This window comes from Nocardioides sp. LHG3406-4, from assembly GCF_049897745.1.
Taxonomy (GTDB): Bacteria; Actinomycetota; Actinomycetes; order Propionibacteriales; family Nocardioidaceae; genus Nocardioides.
In genome coordinates, this window is the sequence record NZ_JAFCWV010000005.1 from 38722 (window position 1) to 57023 (window position 18302).

Consider the following 18302-nt stretch of genomic DNA (forward strand, 5'->3'; position numbering starts at 1 on the left):
AAGTCCGAGGTTGTGTCATGAGCAAGCCGGCCATCGTCACCGTCGACGACGACCCGCAGGTGTCAGCGGCCATCACGCGGGACCTGTCCTCGCGCTACGCGGCCGACTACCGGATCGTGCGGACCAACTCGGGCGCCGAGGCCCTCGACGTCCTCGTGCAGCTCACCCTGCGCGACGAGCCGGTGGCGCTGATCGTCACCGACCAGCGGATGCCGCAGATGTCCGGCATCGAGCTTCTCGCCCAGGCCCGCTCGCACTGCCCCGAGGCGAAGTTCCTCCTGCTCACGGCGTACGCCGACACGGATGTCGCGATCAGTGCCATCAACGACATCGGACTCGACTACTACCTGCTCAAGCCGTGGGACCCACCCGCGGAGCGCCTGTACCCCGTGGTGGACGACCTGCTCGGTGACTGGCAGTCGGCCCACGTCGACCACTCCTCGGAGGTGCGGGTCGTCGGCCACCGCTGGTCCGACCGCAGCCACGAGACCAAGATGTTCCTGGCCCACAACCACGTGCCCTACCGCTGGTACGACGTGGAGCGGGACAGCGAGGCCACCCGGCTCATCACCACGGCCGGTGCGGACGCGGCCGACCTGCCCCTGGTGCTGGTGCCCGGCGGCGAAGCGCTGCGCGCCCCGACCACCCTCGCGCTAGCGGCGGCCCTCGGCCTCCCGACGGTCGCCCAGCGCCCGCTGTACGACGTCTGCATCGTCGGCGGCGGCCCCGCCGGGCTCGCCGCCGCGGTCTACGCGGCGTCCGAGGGCCTGAGCACGGTCGTCGTCGAGCGCGAGGCGCCCGGCGGCCAGGCCGGCACCAGCGCCTCGATCGAGAACTACCTGGGCTTCCCCAAGGGGCTCAGCGGCTCCGACCTCGCCCAGCGGGCCCTGGCGCAGGTCAGGCGGTTCGGTGCCGAGCTGGTGCTCGCCCAGGACGTGGCCTCCCTGGAGACCCGCGGCCCGGTGCAGGCCGTCGTCTTCGAGGGCGGCGGCGAGATCGAGTCGCGGTCCGTCATCGTGGCCACCGGGGTGTCCTACCGCCGACTCGGGGCCGCGGGATCGGACGAGCTCACCGGACGGGGGGTCTACTACGGGGCGAGCGCGTCGGAGGCCAACCAGTGCGACGGAGACGAGGTCTACGTCGTGGGCGCGGCCAACTCCGCCGGCCAAGCGGTGCTCAACCTCGCGCGCTACGCCAAGCGGGTGGTCCTCGTGGTCCGCGGGCCCAGCCTGGAGGCGACCATGTCGCGCTACCTGGTCGAGCGGATCACCGCCAGCCCCACGATCGAGGTCAGGCTGGGCACCGAGGTCGTGGCGTGCCGCGGTGACGGTCATCTCGAGGGCATCACGCTGCGCGAGCGCGGCACCGGCGACAGCGTGGACGTCGAGGCGAGCTGGCTGTTCGTCTTCATCGGCGCGTCCCCGCGGACCGACTGGCTCGGGCAGGCGGTGGCCCGCGACGACCACGGCTTCGTCGTCACCGGCCACGACCTCCGCGCCGGTCGGGGGGCCTCCTGGCCACTCGAACGAGAGCCCTTCGCGCTCGAGACCAGCGTGCCCGGGGTCTTCGCGGCGGGCGACGTCCGGCTGGACTCCATGAAGCGGGTGGCGTCGGCCGTCGGCGAGGGAGCCATGTCGGTCTACCTCGTCCATCGCTACCTGGCGACCGTCTGATGCGCGTCGAGGACCTCCGGCCGATCGACCTCTTCGACGGTCTCACCGACGACCAGGTCGCGGCGCTCGTCGACGGAGGCGAAGAGGTGGCGATCGTGCCCGGCGCCGACCTCTTCCGCGAGGGTGCGCCCGCAGACCACTGGTGGGTGCTCGTGGACGGCACCCTCGACCTGCTTCGCCAACGTGGCCGCGAGGAGGTCGTGGTCGCTCAGATGGACGTCCCCGGTCGCTGGGCCGGCGGCTTCCGAGCCTGGGACCCCAGTGGCGTCTATCTCGCCACCGCGCGTGGACGCACCCCCGGGCGCGTTCTCCGGGTGCCGGCCGAGACGCTGCGCGACCTGGCCGCGGCCTGGTCGCCGTTCGGCGGCCATCTGATCGACGGGCTGTTCCACACCGCCCGCTCCATCGAGTCGACCGCCCGGCAGCACAGCGCACTGGTGACCCTCGGCACCCTCGCTGCCGGGCTCGCCCACGAGATCAACAACCCCGCGTCGGCCGCAGCACGGGCTGTCGACGGGCTCGTGGACGCCAAGGAGACGGTGCTGTCCTCGCTCCGCCTCCTCGCGGACCGCGGCATCACCGCAGCACAGTTCACCGCCCTCGACGAGCTCCGTCTGGCGCACGACCCGCTGCCCGCCGACACCTCGGCGTTGCTGCGATCAGACCGGGAGCAGGCTCTCGGAGCCTGGCTCGACGGACACGGCATCGCGAAGAGCTGGGAGATCGCCTCGGCGGTCGTGGCAGCGGGGCTCGACACCGAGTGGTGCGACCGGGTGGCCGACGCGGTGCCGCCGGCCGCGCTCGAAGCCGCACTGGACTGGCTGGCCGGGCAGTTCACCGTGGCCGCCCTCCTCACGGAGACCAAGGAGGCGACCCGGCGCATCTCCGAGCTGGTGGCCGCGGTCCGGTCCTACTCCCAGGTCGACCGGGCGTCGAAGCAGAACGTGGACCTGACCGAGGGCCTCGAGAGCACCCTGGTCGTGCTCGGGCACAAGCTGCGCGGCGGAGTCACCGTCGAGCGCGACTACGGCCCGGACGTGCCGCCCGTCGCGGCGTACCCCGGCGAGCTCAACCAGGTCTGGACCAACCTGATGGACAACGCGGTGGACGCGATGGCGGGCGTCGGCCGGTTGCGCATCGGCACCCTCGTCGACGACGACCACGTCGTCGTCGAGATCGAGGACACCGGTGCAGGCATGCCGCCCGAGGTCGCCGCGCGCGCGTTCGAGGCGTTCTACACGACCAAGGACGTCGGCGCGGGCACCGGTCTCGGGCTCGACATCGCCCGGCGGATCGTCGTCGAGCGGCACCGCGGCGACATCGACATCGACTCGGTGCCCGGCCGCACCGTCATCCGGGTCCGGCTGCCGATCGCCGGTTGAGCAGTCAGTCAGTCGGTCAGGCGGTCTCGTCGACGTCCGGGGTCTCGGCTCCCTCGGCCTCGTCGCGGTCGGCCCACTCCAGCAGGGGCGCGATGTCGAAGGCGTGGTCGTCGATGTCGGCGTGCAGGTCGCCGATCAAGGCGAACCGCTCGGGCATGGTGAAGATCGTGAAGTCGTACGGAGTGATGGCGTCGACCTCCTCCCACCGGATCGGCGCCGAGACCCGGGCGTCACCGAACCCGCGCACCGAGTACGCCGCGGCGATGGTGTGGTCGCGGGCGTTCTGGTTGTAGTCGACGAAGAGCTGCGCGGGGTCGCGGTCCTTGCGCCACCACGCGGTCGTCACGTCCTCGGGGGCTCGGCGCTCCACCTCCCGGGCGAAGGCCAGGGCCGCCCGGCGTACGGTCTTGAAGCCGTGGTCCGGCGGGATCCGCACGTAGATGTGCAGCCCGGAGCCGCCCGAGGTCTTGGGAAAGCCCACCGCCCCGAGGTCGTCGAGCACCTCGTGAGCAACGTGGGCCACCCGCTGCACCGTCGCGAAGTCGCACTCGGGACCCGGGTCAAGGTCGATGCGCCACTCGTCGGGCTTCTCGGTGTCGGCCCGCCGGCTGTTCCACGGATGGAACTCCACGGTCGACATCTGCACCGCCCAGATCACCGAGCCCAGCTCGGTCACGCACAGCTCGTCGGCCGTCCGCTTCCAGCGCGGGAAGAACAGCTCGACGGTCTCGACCCAGTCGGGAGCACCGGCCGGCAGCCGCTTCTGGTGCACCTTGTCGCCGGCCAGCCCCTTCGGGAAGCGGTGCAGCATGCACGGTCGCTCGAACAGCGCGTTGACGATGCCGGGACCCACGGCCAGGTAGTAGTCGACCAGGTCGCGCTTGGTCGCGCCCGACTCCGGGAAGTACACCCGGTCGGGGTTGGTCACCTTGACGACTCGGTTGTCGACCTCGATCTCGACGAATGGCGAAGGCACGTGACCAACCTATCCAGCCGTAGCGTGTGGGCCATGGACTTCGACCAGCCGCCGGTGGTGCGCGTCGACACCCGGCCCGAGGATCGCCCCGACGCACGTGCGTGGCCGATGACGATCCCGGCCGTCCGGCAGGTCGTGGAGGAGGGGCTCGACCTGCGCAAGGGGGTGACGTTCCTGGTGGGCGAGAACGGATCCGGCAAGTCCACCCTGGTCGAGGGCATCGCCGTCGCCTACGGCCTCTCCCCCGAGGGAGGATCGAACCAGGGCATCCACTCCACCCGGCCGAGCGAGTCGACGTTGTCGTCGGCACTGCGGCTCGCCCGCGGGCTGGGAGCCGCCAAGTGGGGGTTCTTCCTGCGCGCCGAGACGATGCACGGCTGGTACACGTTCCTCGAGCAGAACCCCGGCAGCTCCCGAAGGCCCGAGCCTGTCTTCCACGAGATGAGCCACGGCGAGTCGTTCTTGACCGTGCTGGCCAGCCGGTTCGACTCCAGTGGCTTCTACTGTCTGGACGAGCCCGAGGCGGCGCTGTCGTTCACGTCGACGCTCAGCCTCATCGGCACGCTGCTCGACCTGGTGGGCCGCGGCGGCCAGGTGCTGTGCGCCACCCACTCCCCCGTGCTGGCCGCCCTGCCCGGCGCGCGGATCCTCGAGGTCGGCGAGTGGGGACTGCGGGACGCGGCGTGGGAGGACCTGGCGATCGTCGACCACTGGCGACGGTTCCTGACCACCCCGGAGGCCTACCTCCGGCACCTCGTCGACTGAGGCGAACGCCCTACTGCTTCCTCACGCCGGCCTGGGCCACGCCGCCGCCGTCCTTGCTCTGGCCGTCCTTGCTCTGGCCGTCCTTGCTCTGGCCGTCCTTGCTCTGGCCGTCCTTGCTCTGGCCGTCCTTGCCCGCGCTGCCGTCGGGAGCCGCGCCGCCGCCCTGGCCGTCCTTGGCCTGACCGTCCCCGGTCGCCTCGCCCTTCGTCGCGCCGTCGTTGCTCGCGTTGTCCGGGCTCGGGTTGTCCGGACCCGCGTCGTTCGGCTGCGCGTCGCCCTTGGCAGCGCCGTCCCCGGTCGGGTCGTCCTGGGCACCGTCGCCGGGCTGACCACTCTGCACGGCGCCGACGAGCACCGGCTCGCTGATGTTAGCGTCGGCGTACTCGGAGTCGCCCATCCGCCAGCGGTAGGACGTCGGGACCTCGGGCGCCACGGTGGTGCGCACCACGGCGTCGGGGTCGGCGAACAGTGGATCGGTCACCGGCCTCCACTCCGAGGTGCCGGCAACCTGCTGCTCCAGCACGAGGGGGTCGCCGAGTCGGCGGCCGGGGTCGCGCTCGGACCAGCCGCGCAGCGTGACGGGCTGGCCCGCCGGACCCTGGTCGACCGCGATGGTCGTGGTGGCCGCGAAGCCCTCGAGGTCATAGCTCGAGGCGCCGTAGCCGAGCGCGTCCAGGTTGAACGACGCTCCGTTGCAGCCGAAGCCGGCCACGACGTACCCCGGTCCGTCGCCGTGCGCGGCCACGAAGTCGGGGACCGACGCCGTGGTGGGCGCACCCTGCGGCTGCCGCGTGGCCAGGTCGTAGGCCTGCCAGCTGAAGGCGGCCGCTGACACCTCGACCCGTTGCCAGCCGGGAGCCGCTGAGAGGTCTGCGCGGCCCAGCCAGGCCTGGCCCGCCGGAAGCGCTGCGGAGGTGTACCAGACGTAGGCGACGCCGCTCGTCGCACGCTCGGGGTTCACCGACATCGACACCGGGCCGAGCCGTCCCATCGAGACGGTCTGGTGGACCGCCCCGGCGGCCGTGCCGGTGCCGGCCATCACCAGCCCGAAGCTGCGTCGGCCCATCGGCGCGGCATCGGGGCCGCGGTTGATGCGCAGGCCGGGCGCCGTCGCCCCGCCGCCGAAGAACCCGGCGCACGGCACATAGGTCAGGAACGTCTGATCGTCGAGGGTGGTGCTGCCCGGCACGACACGGGCCTCGGCGGCGACTGCCGGCGAGGCCAGGGTCAAGATCGCGACGCATCCCGCCACTGCCGTGGCGAACACGCGTGCGGCAACGCTCATCAACTCACTCCCCCGCGTCGGTTTGACCACCATCCCACCATCAGACGGGTGCCTTGCCAAGACCGAATTGGGCGACGTTCTGGTGACATCTCGCCCTACAGCCGACGACGCAGCAAGGCCATGAACATCGCGTCGGTGCGGTGCCGGTGCGGCCAGAGCTGGACGGTGCCGGGCAGCGGGCCATCGCTGTCGGGCACGTCGGCCAGCAGGGCATGGACGTCGTCGAGCCGCACGTCGTCGCGCCGCGCCAGCACCGCGCTCACGACCCCACTCGTCTCGGCGAGCACCGGCGAGCAGGTCGCGTAGAGCACGACTCCCCCGGGCCGCACGCTCTCGATGGCGGACTCCAGCAGGGCCTCCTGCAGCGGCACCAGGTCGGCCAGGTCGCTGCGTGACCTGCGCCAGCGCGCCTCCGGGCGGCGACGCAGGGCGCCGAGTCCCGAGCAGGGCGCGTCGACCAGCACCCGGTCGAACGCGGCCGGCGCCCACGGCGGAACGGTGCCGTCGGCGGTCAGCACGCCGAGGACGCCCTCGGCCCCCGACAGGTTGCGACGGACCAGCCCGGCCCGGTGGTGCTGCAGCTCGGCGGCCACGATCCTGGCCCCGCGCCCCGAGGCGAGTCCGGCCAGCAGCGCGGCCTTGCCTCCCGGCCCGGCGCACAGGTCGAGCCAGGTCTCCCCGTCACCGACCACCTCGGCGGGAGCCACCTCGGCGCGCGCCAGCGCGACCGCCACCAGCTGAGAGCCCTCGTCCTGCACGCCGGCGCGGCCGTCGGCCACCGCGGGCACCGCACCCGGGTCACCGGAGGCCAGGACCACGCCGTACGGCGAAAAGGCGGTCGGCTCGCCCGGCAGCTCGTCCCGCTCGACCCGGCCGGGGCGTGCGACCAGCACCACGCGCGGCGCGTCGTTGTCGGCGGTGAGCAGCGCGTCGATCTCCTCGGTGCCGAGGGCGCGGGTCAGCTCTTCGACCACCCAGCGGGGGTGGGAGTACGCCACCGACGCGTAGCCGACGGGGTCGGCGCCCGGGTCCGGTGCCACCCGGCGCACCCACCCGGCGAGGTCGTGCTGGGAGACCTTCCGGAGCACAGCGTTGGTCAGGCCCACCGGGCCCTGCCCGACCCGGGCGCGCACCAGGTCGACGCTGGTCGATATGGCCGCGTGGTCGGGCACGCGCATCCCGAGCAGCTGGTGGGCGCCGAGCCGCAGCGCGTCGCGGACCTTGGCCTCCAGCCGCGGCTTGTCCAGGCAGGCGTCGATGATCGCGTCGTAGGCGCCTCGCCCGCGCAGGGTGCCCGAGACCAGCTCGGTGACGAACGCCGCGTCGCGGCCGCTCAGCCGGTGCTCGCGCAAGACGTGTGGCAGCACCAGGTTGGTGTAGGCGTCGTCGAGCCGGACGGCCTTCAGGACGTCGTACGCCGCCAGTCGGGCGGCGTCGACGCGGACGCGGCGCTCAGCCATCGCCGAAGAACTGCCTGACGAGCCTCTTGGGCGCGCGGTGCGCCCAGGCGTCGGTGATCACCTCGGCCAGCTCGTCGCGCGTGATCTCACCCAACCGGCTCTGTCTCACCAGCACCGCGTTGTAGCTCCTGAAGTGGTCGATGGTGAAGAACGGCGTGGAGTCGTCCTCGACGAGCGCCGCCTTCTCCGCCTCGGTCGGGGTGATGATGACGACCAGGTCGTCGTACATCTCACCCGTCTCGGGGTCGACGGCGGTCTTGTGCGGCATCCGGTGGAGCAGGAAGCCCTTGCCCTTGCCGCCCGTGGGCACCTTGTAGGTGGGCCGGTCGCCCCAGGAGGTGCCGAGCTCCACCTCGGGCAGCGACATGCAGATCTCGTCGATGTCCTCCGGTCGGGCCTTCCTGCTCATCACGGCAGACTAGTCGCCGAGGCGGACACCCGACTCCAGTCGCACCCCGCGGGCCCAGTCGGCGGCCGGCATCTCCTTGCGTCCGTGGGCCTTGACCTCGCCGAGACGTACGACGCCGGTGGCCGTGCCGGCGTAGACGGCGCTCTTGGTGACCTCGAGCTCACCGGGCGGGAGGGCCTCGTGGTCGTTCACGACGGCCACCGGCCCCAGCTTGAATCGCTCGCCCTCGAAGGTGGTCCAGGCACCCGGCGCCGGGGTGCAGGCGCGCACGCGCCGGTCGATCGCGACAGCCGGCTCGGACCAGTCGACTCGGGCGTCCTCGACCAGGATCTTGGGCGCGAAGGTGACCCCGTCGGCAGGCTGGTCGCGGGCCTCCAGCTCTCCCGACTCGATGCCGTCGAGGGTCGTGACGAGCAGTCCCGCACCGCCCTCGGCCAGCCGGGTCAGCAGGTCGCCGGACGTGTCGCTCTCACGGATGCGCTCGGTCATCACTCCGAAGGTCGGCCCGGCGTCGAGCTCCTTGACGATCCGGAAGGTGGTCGCCCCGGTGACCTCGTCGCCGGCCCAGACGGCGTGCTGCACCGGCGCCGCACCGCGCCAGGCGGGCAGCACGGAGAAGTGCAGGTTCACCCAGCCGTGCACGGGGATGTCGAGGGCGCTCTGCGGCAGGAGTGCGCCGTAGGCGACCACCGGGCAGCAGTCGGGCTGCATGGCGGCCAGCGCGGTCTGGAACTCGGGCTCGCGTGGGTGGGCCGGCTTGAGCACGGGCAACCCCAGCTCCTCGGCGCGCACGGCGACCGGGCTCGCGGCCAGCTGGCGACCTCGCCCGGCCGGTGCGTCTGGCCGGGTCACCACACCCACCAGCTCGTGCGCCGAGGCCGCGATCGCGTCGAGGGCGGGTACGGCGACCTCCGGCGTACCGGCGAAGACGACCCGCATCAGAAGCCCAGGCCCTGGGTCGCGTGCGGGCTGACCCGGACCGCGGGCTGCTCGAGGCCGAACCACTCGGACTCGCGGATCTCCTTCATCGCGGCCTTGCGCGCCGCCGTGTCGAGCCGGTCGATGAAGAGGATGCCGTCGAGGTGGTCGGTCTCGTGCTGGATCGCCCGGGCGAGCAGCTCGGAGCACTCGATGCGCACCGGCTCGCCGTACATGTCGAAGCCGGTGGCCACCACCGACAGGGCCCGGAGGCAGTCGAAGGTGAGCTCCGGCAGGGACAGGCAGCCCTCGGCGCCGTCCTGCTGCTCGTCGGAGAGCTCGAGCTGCGGGTTGACCAGGTGACCGACCTCGTCGTGCACGTTCCAGGTGAAGACCCGCAGCCCGACGCCGATCTGCGGAGCGGCCAGGCCGGCGCCGGGCGCGGCGAGCATCGTGTCGGTCAGGTCCTGGACCAGCGTGCGCAGGTCCTTGTCGAAGTCGTCGACTGCGACGGCGGGCCTGCGGAGGATGGGGTCGCCGAAGAGGCGGATGGGCTGCACGGCCATGTGGGGCGGGGACTCCTCGGGTGGGCGGAGCGGCAAGTCTACGAACCCGCCGTACGTCTCTCGACCAGTGCTCCGAACCCGTCGAGCAGGAGCTGGAGCCCGAACTCGAAGAACGCCTCGCCGGTCATGTCGAAGGCGTCCTCGCCGAGGGCCGCCATGTGCGGGAAGCGACCCGACTCCATCGCGGCGACGAGCACGGGCTCCTGGGCCTTCCAGAACTCCTCGTTGCTCACGCCGGTGCGCTCCTCGGCGACCGCGGCGCTGTTGTGGGTGCGGGCGGCGCTCTGCGTGAAGGAGCCGATCGCGCTGATGATCGCGACCTGCTCCTGGGCTGTGAGGCCCAGGCCGGCGAGTGCGGCCACCGCGACCTCGAAGCCTCGCAGCATGTTGGGGCCGAGCAGGGGGCGGCTCTGGTCGACCAGCGGCAGCCAGCGGTGGGTCGTGTAGAGCTCCCACAGGCTGCGTCCCATGGTCTCCATGGCCGGGCGCCAGGCGTCTCCGAGACTGACGTCGTCGGGCATCTCGCTGACGCTCTCGAGCATCAGGTCGAGCAGCTCCTCCTTGCCGGGCACGTAGCGGTAGAGCGACATCGTGCCGACGCCGAGGTCGGCGGCCACCCGGCGCATCGACACGGCGTCGAGCCCCTCGGCATCGGCCACCGCGACCGCGGCGTCGACGATCGCTACGACCGAGAGCTTCGGCTTGGGCCCGCGCGTGCCCGCCCGGTCGTCGTACTCCCACATGAGGGCGAGGCTGCGGCTGATGTCACCGCTTCCGCTGTGCACGTGGCTCATCGCTCTCTCCTTCACCCGGGTAACTGGGGCTCCCCGAACAATTGCGTAGAGTGTACGCTTCTTTGCGTACGGCGTACTCCCCGGGCACCCACGCGAGAGGCGAACCGATGACAGCAGTGGTCACCGTCCGCGACCTGCGGATGCGCTACGGCGACAAGGACGTGCTGACCGGCGTCGACTTCGACATCAACGGTGGCGAGGTCCTCTGCCTGCTAGGCCCCAACGGGGCCGGCAAGACCACCACGATCGAGATCCTCGAGGGGTTCCGCATCAGGTCCGCCGGGGAGGTCGACGTTCTCGGCCAGGACCCGGCGCGAGCCACCGAGGACTGGCGGGCGCGCACCGGCGTGGTCCTGCAGTCGTGGCGCGACCATCCGCGGTGGACACCCCGCAGGCTGCTCACCCACCTGGGCGGCTACTTCGCGCCGTACTCCACACCCGACCGCCGTCGGCCGCACGACATAGACCTGCTCCTGGAGACCGTCGGCCTCGCCGAGCTCGCCGACCGCAAGATCGCCACCCTCTCCGGTGGCCAGCGGCGCCGGCTCGACGTCGCCATCGGGATCGTGGGGCGGCCCGAGCTGCTCTTCCTGGACGAGCCCACCGCGGGCTTCGACCCCCAGGCCCGGCGCGAGTTCCACGACCTGGTGCGCCGGCTGGCGGCCTCCGAGGGCACCACCATCCTGCTGACCACCCACGACCTCGACGAGGCCGAGAAGCTCGCCGACCGGGTCCTGGTGCTCGCCGGTGGCCGGATCGTCGCCGACGACACCGTGGACGGGCTCTCGCAGCGGGTCGAGGGCGAGGCGCAGGTGCGGTGGAGCGTCGGCGGCGAGCGTCACGTGGAGTCCGTCGCCGACGGCACCGCGTTCGTACGCCGGCTCTTCGACGAGCACGGTGACGCCGTGACGGATCTCGAGGTGCGCCGGGCAAGCCTGGAGGACGCCTACATCTCCCTCGTCCAACAGCACGAGGCGGGCCACGGCGACGCGGCCGCACGACTCTTCACGGAGGTGACCCGATGAGCCCGAGCATGCACGCGGTCCGCCTGGGGCTGAACCGCGGCTGGACGGAGTTCGCCCAGAGCCTGCGCAGCACGCAGGACCAGGGCTACTACCTCTTCACCGCGATCATGGTGGTGGGCTATCTCTTCCTCCGCCGCAACAGCGAGGTCGAGGGCACCGACCTGTCGATGCCCTCGGTAGCCCTGCCGAGCATCCTCGGTGCGCTCATCGCGTTCGGCGTGATCATCGGCCCGGCGTACGCCCTGGCGATGGAGAAGGAGGACGGCACGCTGCTGCGCCACAAGGCCGTGCCGCACGGCCTGCGGGGCTACTTCACCGGCCAGCTGTTCTTCCAGTCCGCCTCCCTGGTGCCCCAGCTGCTCGTGATCCTGGTGCCCAGCTTCCTGCTCTTCGACGGGCTGATGGCCGACCCGTCCGGCTGGCTCACGGTGCTGTGGGTGCTGGCCCTGGGCCTGCTGGCCACCATGCCCATCGGCATGGTGATCGGCGCGCTCGTGCCGAGCACCCAGAAGGTCGGCACGTGGGGGATGCTGCCGGTGATGGTCATGGCCGGCATCTCCGGCATCTTCTACCCCGTCCAACGACTGTGGGACTGGGTCGAGGTCCTGGCCCAGCTGCTGCCGATGTACTGGATCGCGCTGGGCATGCGCTCGGCGTTCCTCCCCGAGGACGCCCGGCAGCTCGAGGTGAGCGAGAGCTGGCGACCGCTGGAGACCGTCGGCGTGCTCGGCGTCTGGGCCGTCGTGGGCACGCTGATGACGCCGATGGTCCTGCGGCGGATGGCTCGTCGGCAGACCGGGTCCCAGGTGGAGGCCGCGCGCGACGCCAGCCTGCAGTGGGTGCACTGACCTGAGCGCCTGAGGTCACATCGAGGGAGGGTCGACCTGGATGCGTACGGCGTCGAGCTTGCGCGCCGACCGCACCCGCTGGAGCTCCCCGAGTGCACTCGACAGGGAGGCGCCGAGCGACCGGGGCACGCGCACGACCAGCCGGACCTCGCCGGACGCGGGGTCGTCTGCCACCGGGACCGGACCGAGCACCTCGGCGCCCTCGGGGGGCGCGAGCAGGGTCAGTGCGTCGTCGACTGCCCCAGGCTCCCCGGTGACGGTGGCCAGGCGTACGGCGGGCGCGAGGTGCGTGGCGAGCCGCTGTTCGTTCTCGCGGCTGGCGAAGCCGGCGGGGTCCCACCGGACCAGGGCCTGGAGTGCGGGGTGCGCCGGGTCGCCCACGGCCATCACGCGCCCGCCTGGGCGGACGAGTGCGGCGGCGTTCAACCACCGTCGTAGGGCCTCCTCGTCGGTGCGCAGGTCGGCCCGCGCCAGGGTCAGCCAGGTGTCCAGGATGACGACGCCGGCGTAGCCGCCGTCGGCGACCGGTTCTCCTCCCGGCGTCGCGACGACGATCTCGGGCCGGTCTGGCACGGTGGCCCGCACGTGGTCGCCGCTGGAGGTACGGATGGCGGTGCTCGGGAACATCCGGCCGAGCTCCTCGGCGGTGCGCGCGTCGCCCAGCACCGGCGCTCGGAGGCCCCGGTGGCCGCACTCGGGGCAGGCCCAGCCGAGGGCGTCGTGGCCGCACCAGCGGCATCGCGGCGGCTCGGTGGGACCCGCGAGCAGCAGCGGCCCGGAGCACACGGTGCAGCGGGCGGGGGCGCGGCAGCGCTCGCAGGCCAGCGTGGCGACATAGCCCTGGCGGGGCGTCTGCACCAGCACCGGCCCGTGCTGCAGACCGGCGCGGATGAGGTCGTGCACCGCGCGCGGGATGCGCGTGCCGATGGCCCGGTCCTCCCCCGGCACCACCGCCGCGGTGACCTGGGCGCGGACGTGCTCGCGGGTCGCGACCAGCGGGCGCGCCCACCCGGTGCGCAGGAGGTAGTCGGCCTCGCAGGTGCGCGCGAAGCCTCCGACCAGTGCGGCCGTGCCCTGCTGCTCGGCGCGCAGGAGGAGCACCTCACGTGAGTGGGGGTACGGCGCGCGCGGCTCGGCATGGAGGTCGTCACCGTCGTCCCAGATCACGACCAGACCGAGGTCGCGCACCGGAGCGAACGCCGCCGAGCGGGTGCCGACCACGACCCGAGCCGCGCCCCGCGACACCATCAGGAACTGGCGGTAGCGCTCGGCGGGGCCCCTGTCGGCGGTGAGGGCGACGTGCATGCCGGGGCCGAGGACCGAGTCGAGAGCGGCGGACACGCGCTCGACATCGCGCTTGTCGGGCACGCAGACCAGCACCCCGCGGCCGCCCGCGAGCGTCAGCGCCGCGACGTGTGCGACCAGCGCCGGCCAGTCGGAGGCGGGCGGAGGGTTCCACACCGCGCGCGGCGACCCACCCGCGGCCAGGTGGCCAAGGAACACCGCTGCATGCTCGTGCGCGGCCCACGCCGCCTGGGCCGCAGGCGCGTCGGCGACGACCGGCCGCGTCGGCGTCGACGGCTGCTTCTCGATCGTGGCGTGGCGCGGCGGCACGGCCAGGCGGAGCACGTCGGCCCGGGAGCCGGCGTACCTCTCGGCGACGCCGGCGCTCAGCTCGGCGATCTCGGGTGCCAGCACCGGCTCGGCGCTCACCACCCGGCGCAGCGGCGCGAGCCGCCCGGTGTGCTCGCTGGCGGCGGCGCGCTCGACGACGAAGCCGTCGACGTCCTGCCCGGCGAAGCGGACCTTCACCCGCGCGCCCGGGACCGCGTCGGCCGCCATGGCGGCTGGCACGGTGTAGTCGAACGGCCGGTCCAGGTGGGCGAGCGGCACGTCGACCAGCACCCGCGCCACCGGGTCGACCGCCGCGGGCTCGGCCTCGGCGGCCTTGCGCCTGCGGGTCGCGGCGGCCTTGGCGCGGGAGTCGCGGACGGCGGCGCGCAGCCCCGGCAGCATGTCGGGCTGGCTGCCCACCTGCTCACCGCTCGCCGTCATGGCTGATGTCTACCAGCGGGCGCGGACAGCGTCGTACGGGTCCAGGCTTCGTGGGCGAGTCCCGGGGTTCGAGGCCTTTGCAAAGGCACCGAACCCCAGGAGTCACCGGATATCCGGTGACTCCCGGCAAGCCCCCTCAGACCCCGACCGCTGCCTTCAGCGCGTCGGCCCGGTCGGTGCGCTCCCAGGTGAACTCCGGCAGCTCGCGACCGAAGTGGCCGTACGCCGCGGTCTTCGCGTAGATCGGGCGGAGCAGGTCGAGGTCGGCGATGATCGCTGCGGGACGCAGGTCGAAGACCGACAGCACCGCGTCCTGGATCTTCTCGTCGGGCACCACGCCGGTGCCGAAGGTCTCGATGAAGACGCCGACGGGAGCGGCCTTCCCGATGGCGTAGGCGACCTGCGCCTCGCAGCGGGTCGCCAGGCCGGCGGCCACGACGTTCTTGGCGACCCAGCGCATGGCGTAGGCGGCGGACCGGTCGACCTTCGAGGGGTCCTTGCCGGAGAACGCGCCACCGCCGTGGCGGGCCATGCCGCCGTAGGTGTCGACGATGATCTTGCGCCCGGTGAGGCCAGCGTCGCCCATCGGTCCGCCCACGACGAAGCGGCCGGTCGGGTTGACCAGCAGGCGGTAGCCCTCGGACGGGATGGAGAACGTGTCGAGCACGGGGTCGACGACGTGCTTCTTGATGTCGCCCTCGAGGGTGTCGAGCTCGGTCTCCTCGGAGTGCTGGGTGGACAGCACGACGGTGTCGACGCGCACGGGGCGGTTGTCGGCGTCGTACTCGATCGTGACCTGGGTCTTGCCGTCGGGGCGCAGGTAGTCGAGGGTGCCGTCCTTGCGGACCGCGGAGAGCTGCTCGGCCAGCCGCTGGGCGATGACGATCGGGAGCGGCATCAGCACGTCGGTGTCGTCGCAGGCGTAGCCGAACATGAGTCCCTGGTCGCCGGCACCCTGCTTGTCCATCGCGTCGACCGAGCCGGTGCGGCTCTCGTGGCCGGTGTCGACGCCCTGGGCGATGTCACCCGACTGACCGCCGATGGCGACCATGACACCGCACGAGGCGCCGTCGAAGCCCTTGGCGGAGGAGTCGTAGCCGATCGCGAGGATCCGGTCGCGGACCTTCTGCTTGATGTCGACGTAGCCGGTGGTCGAGACCTCGCCGGCCACGACCACGAGCCCGGTCGTCAGGAGGGTCTCGACAGCGACCCGGCTGTGCGGGTCCTGCTCCAGCAGGGCATCCAGGACCGAGTCGCTGATCTGGTCGGCGATCTTGTCAGGGTGACCCTCGGTCACCGACTCAGAGGTGAAAAGGCGTCCGGCCACGATGAAGTACTCCCGATCGGTTGAGTGGAGAGGTCAGTCTACGTAAGGCATCCGATCGGCCCAGCATCCAAGACGGCGGTTCCCCGCGCGCGCTGGTCGTTGGGCTGATCGGATCGGGCTAGTCGAGCCGGGCCACCACTTCGTCCCAGATGACCTCGGCCAGCGCCCCCTTCGAGCCATGGGGTACGGCGCGGCGCGCGCCGTCGGCGGCGAGGATCACCGCCTCGTTGTCGGGACTGCCGAACACCGCGCCTCCGCTGACGTCGTTGACGACCAGCAGGTCGCACCCCTTGCGGGCCAGCTTGGCGGTGGCGAGCTCCAGGACCGAGCCGGTCTCGTCGCCCGTCTCGGCGGCGAAGCCGACGATCACCGCTCCCGGCCGCGCACGGTCGTGCGAGATGGTGGCGAGCACGTCGGGATTCTGGGTCAGCTCGATCGTCGGCGACGACCCGTCGGCGGCCTTCTTGATCTTGTGGTCGCTCGTCGCCGTGGGCCGGAAGTCGGCCGGGGCGGCGGCCATCACGACCGCGTCGGCCGTGGCCGCGCCGGCGACCACCGCGTCGCGCAGCTCGGCGGTCGTCCCGACCCGGGTGACCGTGACGCCGGCGGGGTCGGGCAGCGAGACGTTGGCGCTGACCAGCGTGACCTCTGCCCCGCGCGCGGCCGCGGCCCGGGCGAGCGCGTAGCCCTGCAGGCCCGACGACCGGTTGCCCAGGAAGCGCACGGGGTCGAGGTACTCGCGGGTGCCGCCGGCGGACACCACGACGTGCCGGCCGGTCAGGTCGGGTGCTGCGGCGCCGCGGGCCAGCACGTGGACCGCCAGCTCGAAGATCTCGTCGGGATCGGGCAGCCGGCCCTTGCCGGTGTCCTTGCCGGTGAGGCGCCCCTCGGCGGGCTCGACGACCACCAGGCCGCGTGAGCGCAGGGTCGCGACGTTGGCGACGGTGGCGGGGTGCTCCCACATCTCGGTGTGCATGGCGGGCGCGAAGACGACCGGGCAGCGGGCCGTCAGCAGCGTGTTGGAGAGCAGGTCGTCGGCCAGCCCGTGGGCGGCCTTGGCCAGCAGGTCGGCGGTGGCGGGTACGACGACGACCAGGTCGGCGCTCTGACCGATGCGCACGTGCGGGACCTGGTGCACGTCGGTCCAGACGTCGGCGGAGACCGGCTTGCCGGACAGCGCCGCCCAGGTCGGCGCGCCCACGAACTCCAGGGCGGCGGCCGTCGGCACCACCGTGACGTCGTACCCGGACTCGGTGAAGCGCCGCAGCACCTCACAGGCCTTGTAGGCGGCGATGCCGCCGGAGACGCCCAGCACGACCCTTCGAGCGGGTTGCTGGGCCACCTGCTCAGGAGAAACGCGAGGCCGCGCCCCGTGCTGGGACGCGGCCTCGTCGTCGGAGCCGGGCGGTGTGCTCGTGCTCAACGCGGCGATCGACTCACTCGCTGGAGCCGAAGGGGTCGGCGGCGCGCGCCTCGTCACGGGCGGCCTTGGCGGCTGCCTCCTCGGCGGCGAGCTCGGCGGGGTCGACGTCCTCGCAGGTCAGCAGGTCGCCGGCGATCTCGCGGAGCGCGATCGACAGCGGCTTCTCCTGGACGTGCGTGTCGACCAGCGGGCCGACGTACTCGAGGAGGCCCTCACCGAGCTGGGAGTAGTAGGCGTTGATCTGCCGGGCACGCTTGGCGCTGTAGAGAACCAGCTTGTACTTGCTGTCGGTCTTGGTGAGCAGGTCGTCGATCGGGGGGTTGGTAACGCCCACCGCGGCGATGTTGGGTGAAGACACGCGTCAGCCTCGCAGATTGTCGGTAGATTCACGCTCGATCAATGGTCGAACGGGTGTTCGTCGTCGAGCACCATCAAGGCTACCAACTCCTCGGCTGCAGCGTGAACTTCGTGGTTGACGATGGTGACGTCGAACTCGTCCCGGGCGGCCAGCTCCTGCCGCGCGGTGTCGAGGCGCTGCTCCCTCTCCTCGTCGGTCTCGGTGCCGCGACCGACCAGTCGGCGGATCAGCTCGTCCCACGACGGCGGCATCAGGAACACGAACAGCGCGCCCGGCATCGTGTCGCGCACCTGCCGCGCACCCTGCAGGTCGATCTCGAGCAGCGCCGGCCAGCCCTGCGCCAGAGCCTCCTCGACCGGGCGCCGGGGCGTGCCGTAGCGGGCGCTCTTGTGCACCACCGCCCACTCGAGCAGCTCGCCGCGCTCGATCATCGTGTCGAACTCCGCGTCCGAGACGAACCAGTAGTGGACGCCGTGCCGCTCGCCGGGCCGCGGCGGCCGGGTGGTCGCCGAGACGGAGATCCAGACCTCCGGGTGGCGCTTGCGTACGTCGGCTGCCACCGTGCCCTTGCCGACGGCCGTGGGCCCGGCGAGGACGACGAGCCGCGACGGCTTGACGGACGCTTCGGGGACCGTGGGTCCGGGGTCGGTCACTCGCCCGGGGCGAACTCGCGCTCCAGCGCGGCTACCTGCTTGGTGCCGAGCCCACGCACCCGGCGGCTCTCGGCGATGCCGAGTCGCTCCATTGTCTGGCGTGCGCGCACCTTGCCCAGGCCGGGCATCGACTGGAGCAGGTCCACGACGCGCATCTTGCCGATCACGTCGTTCTTCTGGCCCTCGCTCAGGACGTCGGCGATGGAGGCGCCGGAGTTCTTCAGCCGGTTCTTGACCTCCGCGCGCTCCCGGCGGGAGGCGGCGGCCTTCTCCAGCGCCGCCTGGCGCTGTTCGGGTGTGAGCGGGGGCAGGGCCACTGGTGTCCTCGTTCTCTTCGGGGGCGCGCGCAAGGGGCGGCGGTCCGGGAGCCGCTCAATTTAGTCAG

18 protein-coding genes are annotated in these 18302 nt (G+C 72.3%); 5 read left to right on the top strand and 13 right to left on the bottom strand.

From position 1 onward, the window contains the following. Nucleotides 1-17 precede the first annotated feature (17 nt). Nucleotides 18-1673, top strand: a complete 1656-nt coding sequence (locus ACP7BP_RS17005) for an FAD-dependent oxidoreductase (RefSeq protein WP_426246291.1) — start codon at nt 18-20, stop codon at nt 1671-1673. Continuing rightward, the gene (locus ACP7BP_RS17010; protein ID WP_426246293.1) at nt 1673-3055 is read left to right on the top strand and encodes a sensor histidine kinase; all 1383 of its coding nucleotides are present in this window, start codon (nt 1673-1675) and stop codon (nt 3053-3055) included. The genes ACP7BP_RS17005 and ACP7BP_RS17010 overlap by 1 nt, the downstream gene beginning before the upstream one ends. A gap of 16 nt (nt 3056-3071) precedes the next feature. Here ACP7BP_RS17010 and ligD read toward each other — a convergent pair whose 3' ends face one another. Then, nucleotides 3072-4031, bottom strand: a complete 960-nt coding sequence (ligD, locus tag ACP7BP_RS17015) for a non-homologous end-joining DNA ligase (protein ID WP_426246295.1) — start codon at nt 4029-4031, stop codon at nt 3072-3074. Nucleotides 4032-4064: 33 nt separating this feature from the next. Between ligD and ACP7BP_RS17020 the strand changes: the two genes are divergently transcribed. Then, nucleotides 4065-4796 carry an AAA family ATPase gene (locus tag ACP7BP_RS17020; RefSeq protein ID WP_426246297.1) on the top strand — a complete coding sequence of 244 codons (732 nt, stop codon included), beginning with the start codon at nt 4065-4067 and terminating at the stop codon, nt 4794-4796. 10 nt (nt 4797-4806) lie between these two features. Here ACP7BP_RS17020 and ACP7BP_RS17025 read toward each other — a convergent pair whose 3' ends face one another. From ACP7BP_RS17025 to ACP7BP_RS17050, 6 genes are all read right to left on the bottom strand, one after another. Beyond that, nucleotides 4807-6081, bottom strand: a complete 1275-nt coding sequence (locus ACP7BP_RS17025) for a hypothetical protein (protein WP_426246298.1) — start codon at nt 6079-6081, stop codon at nt 4807-4809. 95 nt (nt 6082-6176) lie between these two features. Continuing rightward, nucleotides 6177-7541 (bottom strand): RsmB/NOP family class I SAM-dependent RNA methyltransferase, encoded by a 1365-nt coding sequence (locus ACP7BP_RS17030; protein ID WP_426246299.1) that lies wholly within the window; start codon nt 7539-7541, stop codon nt 6177-6179. After that, on the bottom strand, nt 7534-7950 hold the full coding sequence (locus tag ACP7BP_RS17035; protein ID WP_426246301.1) for an MmcQ/YjbR family DNA-binding protein: 417 nt from the start codon (nt 7948-7950) through the stop codon (nt 7534-7536). The genes ACP7BP_RS17030 and ACP7BP_RS17035 overlap by 8 nt, the downstream gene beginning before the upstream one ends. A 9-nt stretch (nt 7951-7959) precedes the next feature. Then, nucleotides 7960-8889, bottom strand: a complete 930-nt coding sequence (fmt, locus tag ACP7BP_RS17040) for a methionyl-tRNA formyltransferase (RefSeq protein WP_426246303.1) — start codon at nt 8887-8889, stop codon at nt 7960-7962. Next, a complete protein-coding gene (gene def, locus ACP7BP_RS17045) occupies nt 8889-9434 on the bottom strand; it encodes a peptide deformylase (RefSeq protein ID WP_426246305.1) in 546 nt (181 codons plus the stop codon). Before def ends, fmt begins: the two co-directional genes overlap by 1 nt. A gap of 38 nt (nt 9435-9472) precedes the next feature. Beyond that, nucleotides 9473-10228: a TetR/AcrR family transcriptional regulator gene (locus tag ACP7BP_RS17050; RefSeq protein WP_426246307.1), complete on the bottom strand. Its 756-nt coding sequence runs from the start codon at nt 10226-10228 to the stop codon at nt 9473-9475. 107 nt (nt 10229-10335) lie between these two features. Here ACP7BP_RS17050 and ACP7BP_RS17055 point away from each other — a divergent pair, with 107 nt between their 5' ends. Both ACP7BP_RS17055 and ACP7BP_RS17060 read left to right on the top strand, forming a co-directional pair. Beyond that, nucleotides 10336-11253, top strand: a complete 918-nt coding sequence (locus ACP7BP_RS17055; protein ID WP_426246309.1) for an ABC transporter ATP-binding protein — start codon at nt 10336-10338, stop codon at nt 11251-11253. Next, nucleotides 11250-12101, top strand: coding sequence for an ABC transporter permease (locus tag ACP7BP_RS17060; RefSeq protein ID WP_426246310.1), 852 nt, complete (start codon nt 11250-11252; stop codon nt 12099-12101). Before ACP7BP_RS17055 ends, ACP7BP_RS17060 begins: the two co-directional genes overlap by 4 nt. Before the next feature lie 15 nt (nt 12102-12116). Here the strand turns inward: ACP7BP_RS17060 and ACP7BP_RS17065 are convergent, their stop codons facing one another. The 6 genes from ACP7BP_RS17065 to mihF form a co-directional block, all read right to left on the bottom strand. Beyond that, a complete protein-coding gene (locus ACP7BP_RS17065) occupies nt 12117-14156 on the bottom strand; it encodes a primosomal protein N' (protein ID WP_426246311.1) in 2040 nt (679 codons plus the stop codon). A 136-nt stretch (nt 14157-14292) separates the two neighbouring features. Next, entirely contained in the window at nt 14293-15483 is a 1191-nt protein-coding gene (gene metK, locus ACP7BP_RS17070; RefSeq protein ID WP_426246312.1) for a methionine adenosyltransferase, read from the bottom strand. A 118-nt stretch (nt 15484-15601) separates the two neighbouring features. After that, a complete protein-coding gene (coaBC, locus tag ACP7BP_RS17075; RefSeq protein WP_426246314.1) occupies nt 15602-16825 on the bottom strand; it encodes a bifunctional phosphopantothenoylcysteine decarboxylase/phosphopantothenate--cysteine ligase CoaBC in 1224 nt (407 codons plus the stop codon). Between the two features lie 94 nt (nt 16826-16919). Continuing rightward, nucleotides 16920-17264, bottom strand: a complete 345-nt coding sequence (gene rpoZ, locus ACP7BP_RS17080) for a DNA-directed RNA polymerase subunit omega (RefSeq protein ID WP_426246316.1) — start codon at nt 17262-17264, stop codon at nt 16920-16922. 38 nt (nt 17265-17302) lie between these two features. Continuing rightward, nucleotides 17303-17917, bottom strand: a complete 615-nt coding sequence (gene gmk, locus ACP7BP_RS17085) for a guanylate kinase (RefSeq protein ID WP_426246317.1) — start codon at nt 17915-17917, stop codon at nt 17303-17305. Then, nucleotides 17914-18234: an integration host factor, actinobacterial type gene (gene mihF, locus ACP7BP_RS17090; RefSeq protein WP_426246318.1), complete on the bottom strand. Its 321-nt coding sequence runs from the start codon at nt 18232-18234 to the stop codon at nt 17914-17916. Before mihF ends, gmk begins: the two co-directional genes overlap by 4 nt. Nucleotides 18235-18302: the final 68 nt, after the last annotated feature.

Coding starts and splice junctions, on each gene's coding strand:
- ACP7BP_RS17025 (WP_426246298.1), bottom strand. CDS start 6,081: ATGAGCGTTGCCGCACGCGTGTTCGCCACGGCAGTGGCGGGATGCGTC.
- ACP7BP_RS17035 (WP_426246301.1), bottom strand. CDS start 7,950: ATGAGCAGGAAGGCCCGACCGGAGGACATCGACGAGATCTGCATGTCG.
- ACP7BP_RS17020 (WP_426246297.1), top strand. CDS start 4,065: ATGGACTTCGACCAGCCGCCGGTGGTGCGCGTCGACACCCGGCCCGAG.
- fmt (WP_426246303.1), bottom strand. CDS start 8,889: ATGCGGGTCGTCTTCGCCGGTACGCCGGAGGTCGCCGTACCCGCCCTC.
- ACP7BP_RS17055 (WP_426246309.1), top strand. CDS start 10,336: ATGACAGCAGTGGTCACCGTCCGCGACCTGCGGATGCGCTACGGCGAC.
- ACP7BP_RS17030 (WP_426246299.1), bottom strand. CDS start 7,541: ATGGCTGAGCGCCGCGTCCGCGTCGACGCCGCCCGACTGGCGGCGTAC.
- ACP7BP_RS17010 (WP_426246293.1), top strand. CDS start 1,673: ATGCGCGTCGAGGACCTCCGGCCGATCGACCTCTTCGACGGTCTCACC.
- def (WP_426246305.1), bottom strand. CDS start 9,434: ATGGCCGTGCAGCCCATCCGCCTCTTCGGCGACCCCATCCTCCGCAGG.
- ACP7BP_RS17060 (WP_426246310.1), top strand. CDS start 11,250: ATGAGCCCGAGCATGCACGCGGTCCGCCTGGGGCTGAACCGCGGCTGG.
- ACP7BP_RS17065 (WP_426246311.1), bottom strand. CDS start 14,156: ATGACGGCGAGCGGTGAGCAGGTGGGCAGCCAGCCCGACATGCTGCCG.
- ACP7BP_RS17050 (WP_426246307.1), bottom strand. CDS start 10,228: ATGAGCCACGTGCACAGCGGAAGCGGTGACATCAGCCGCAGCCTCGCC.
- ACP7BP_RS17005 (WP_426246291.1), top strand. CDS start 18: ATGAGCAAGCCGGCCATCGTCACCGTCGACGACGACCCGCAGGTGTCA.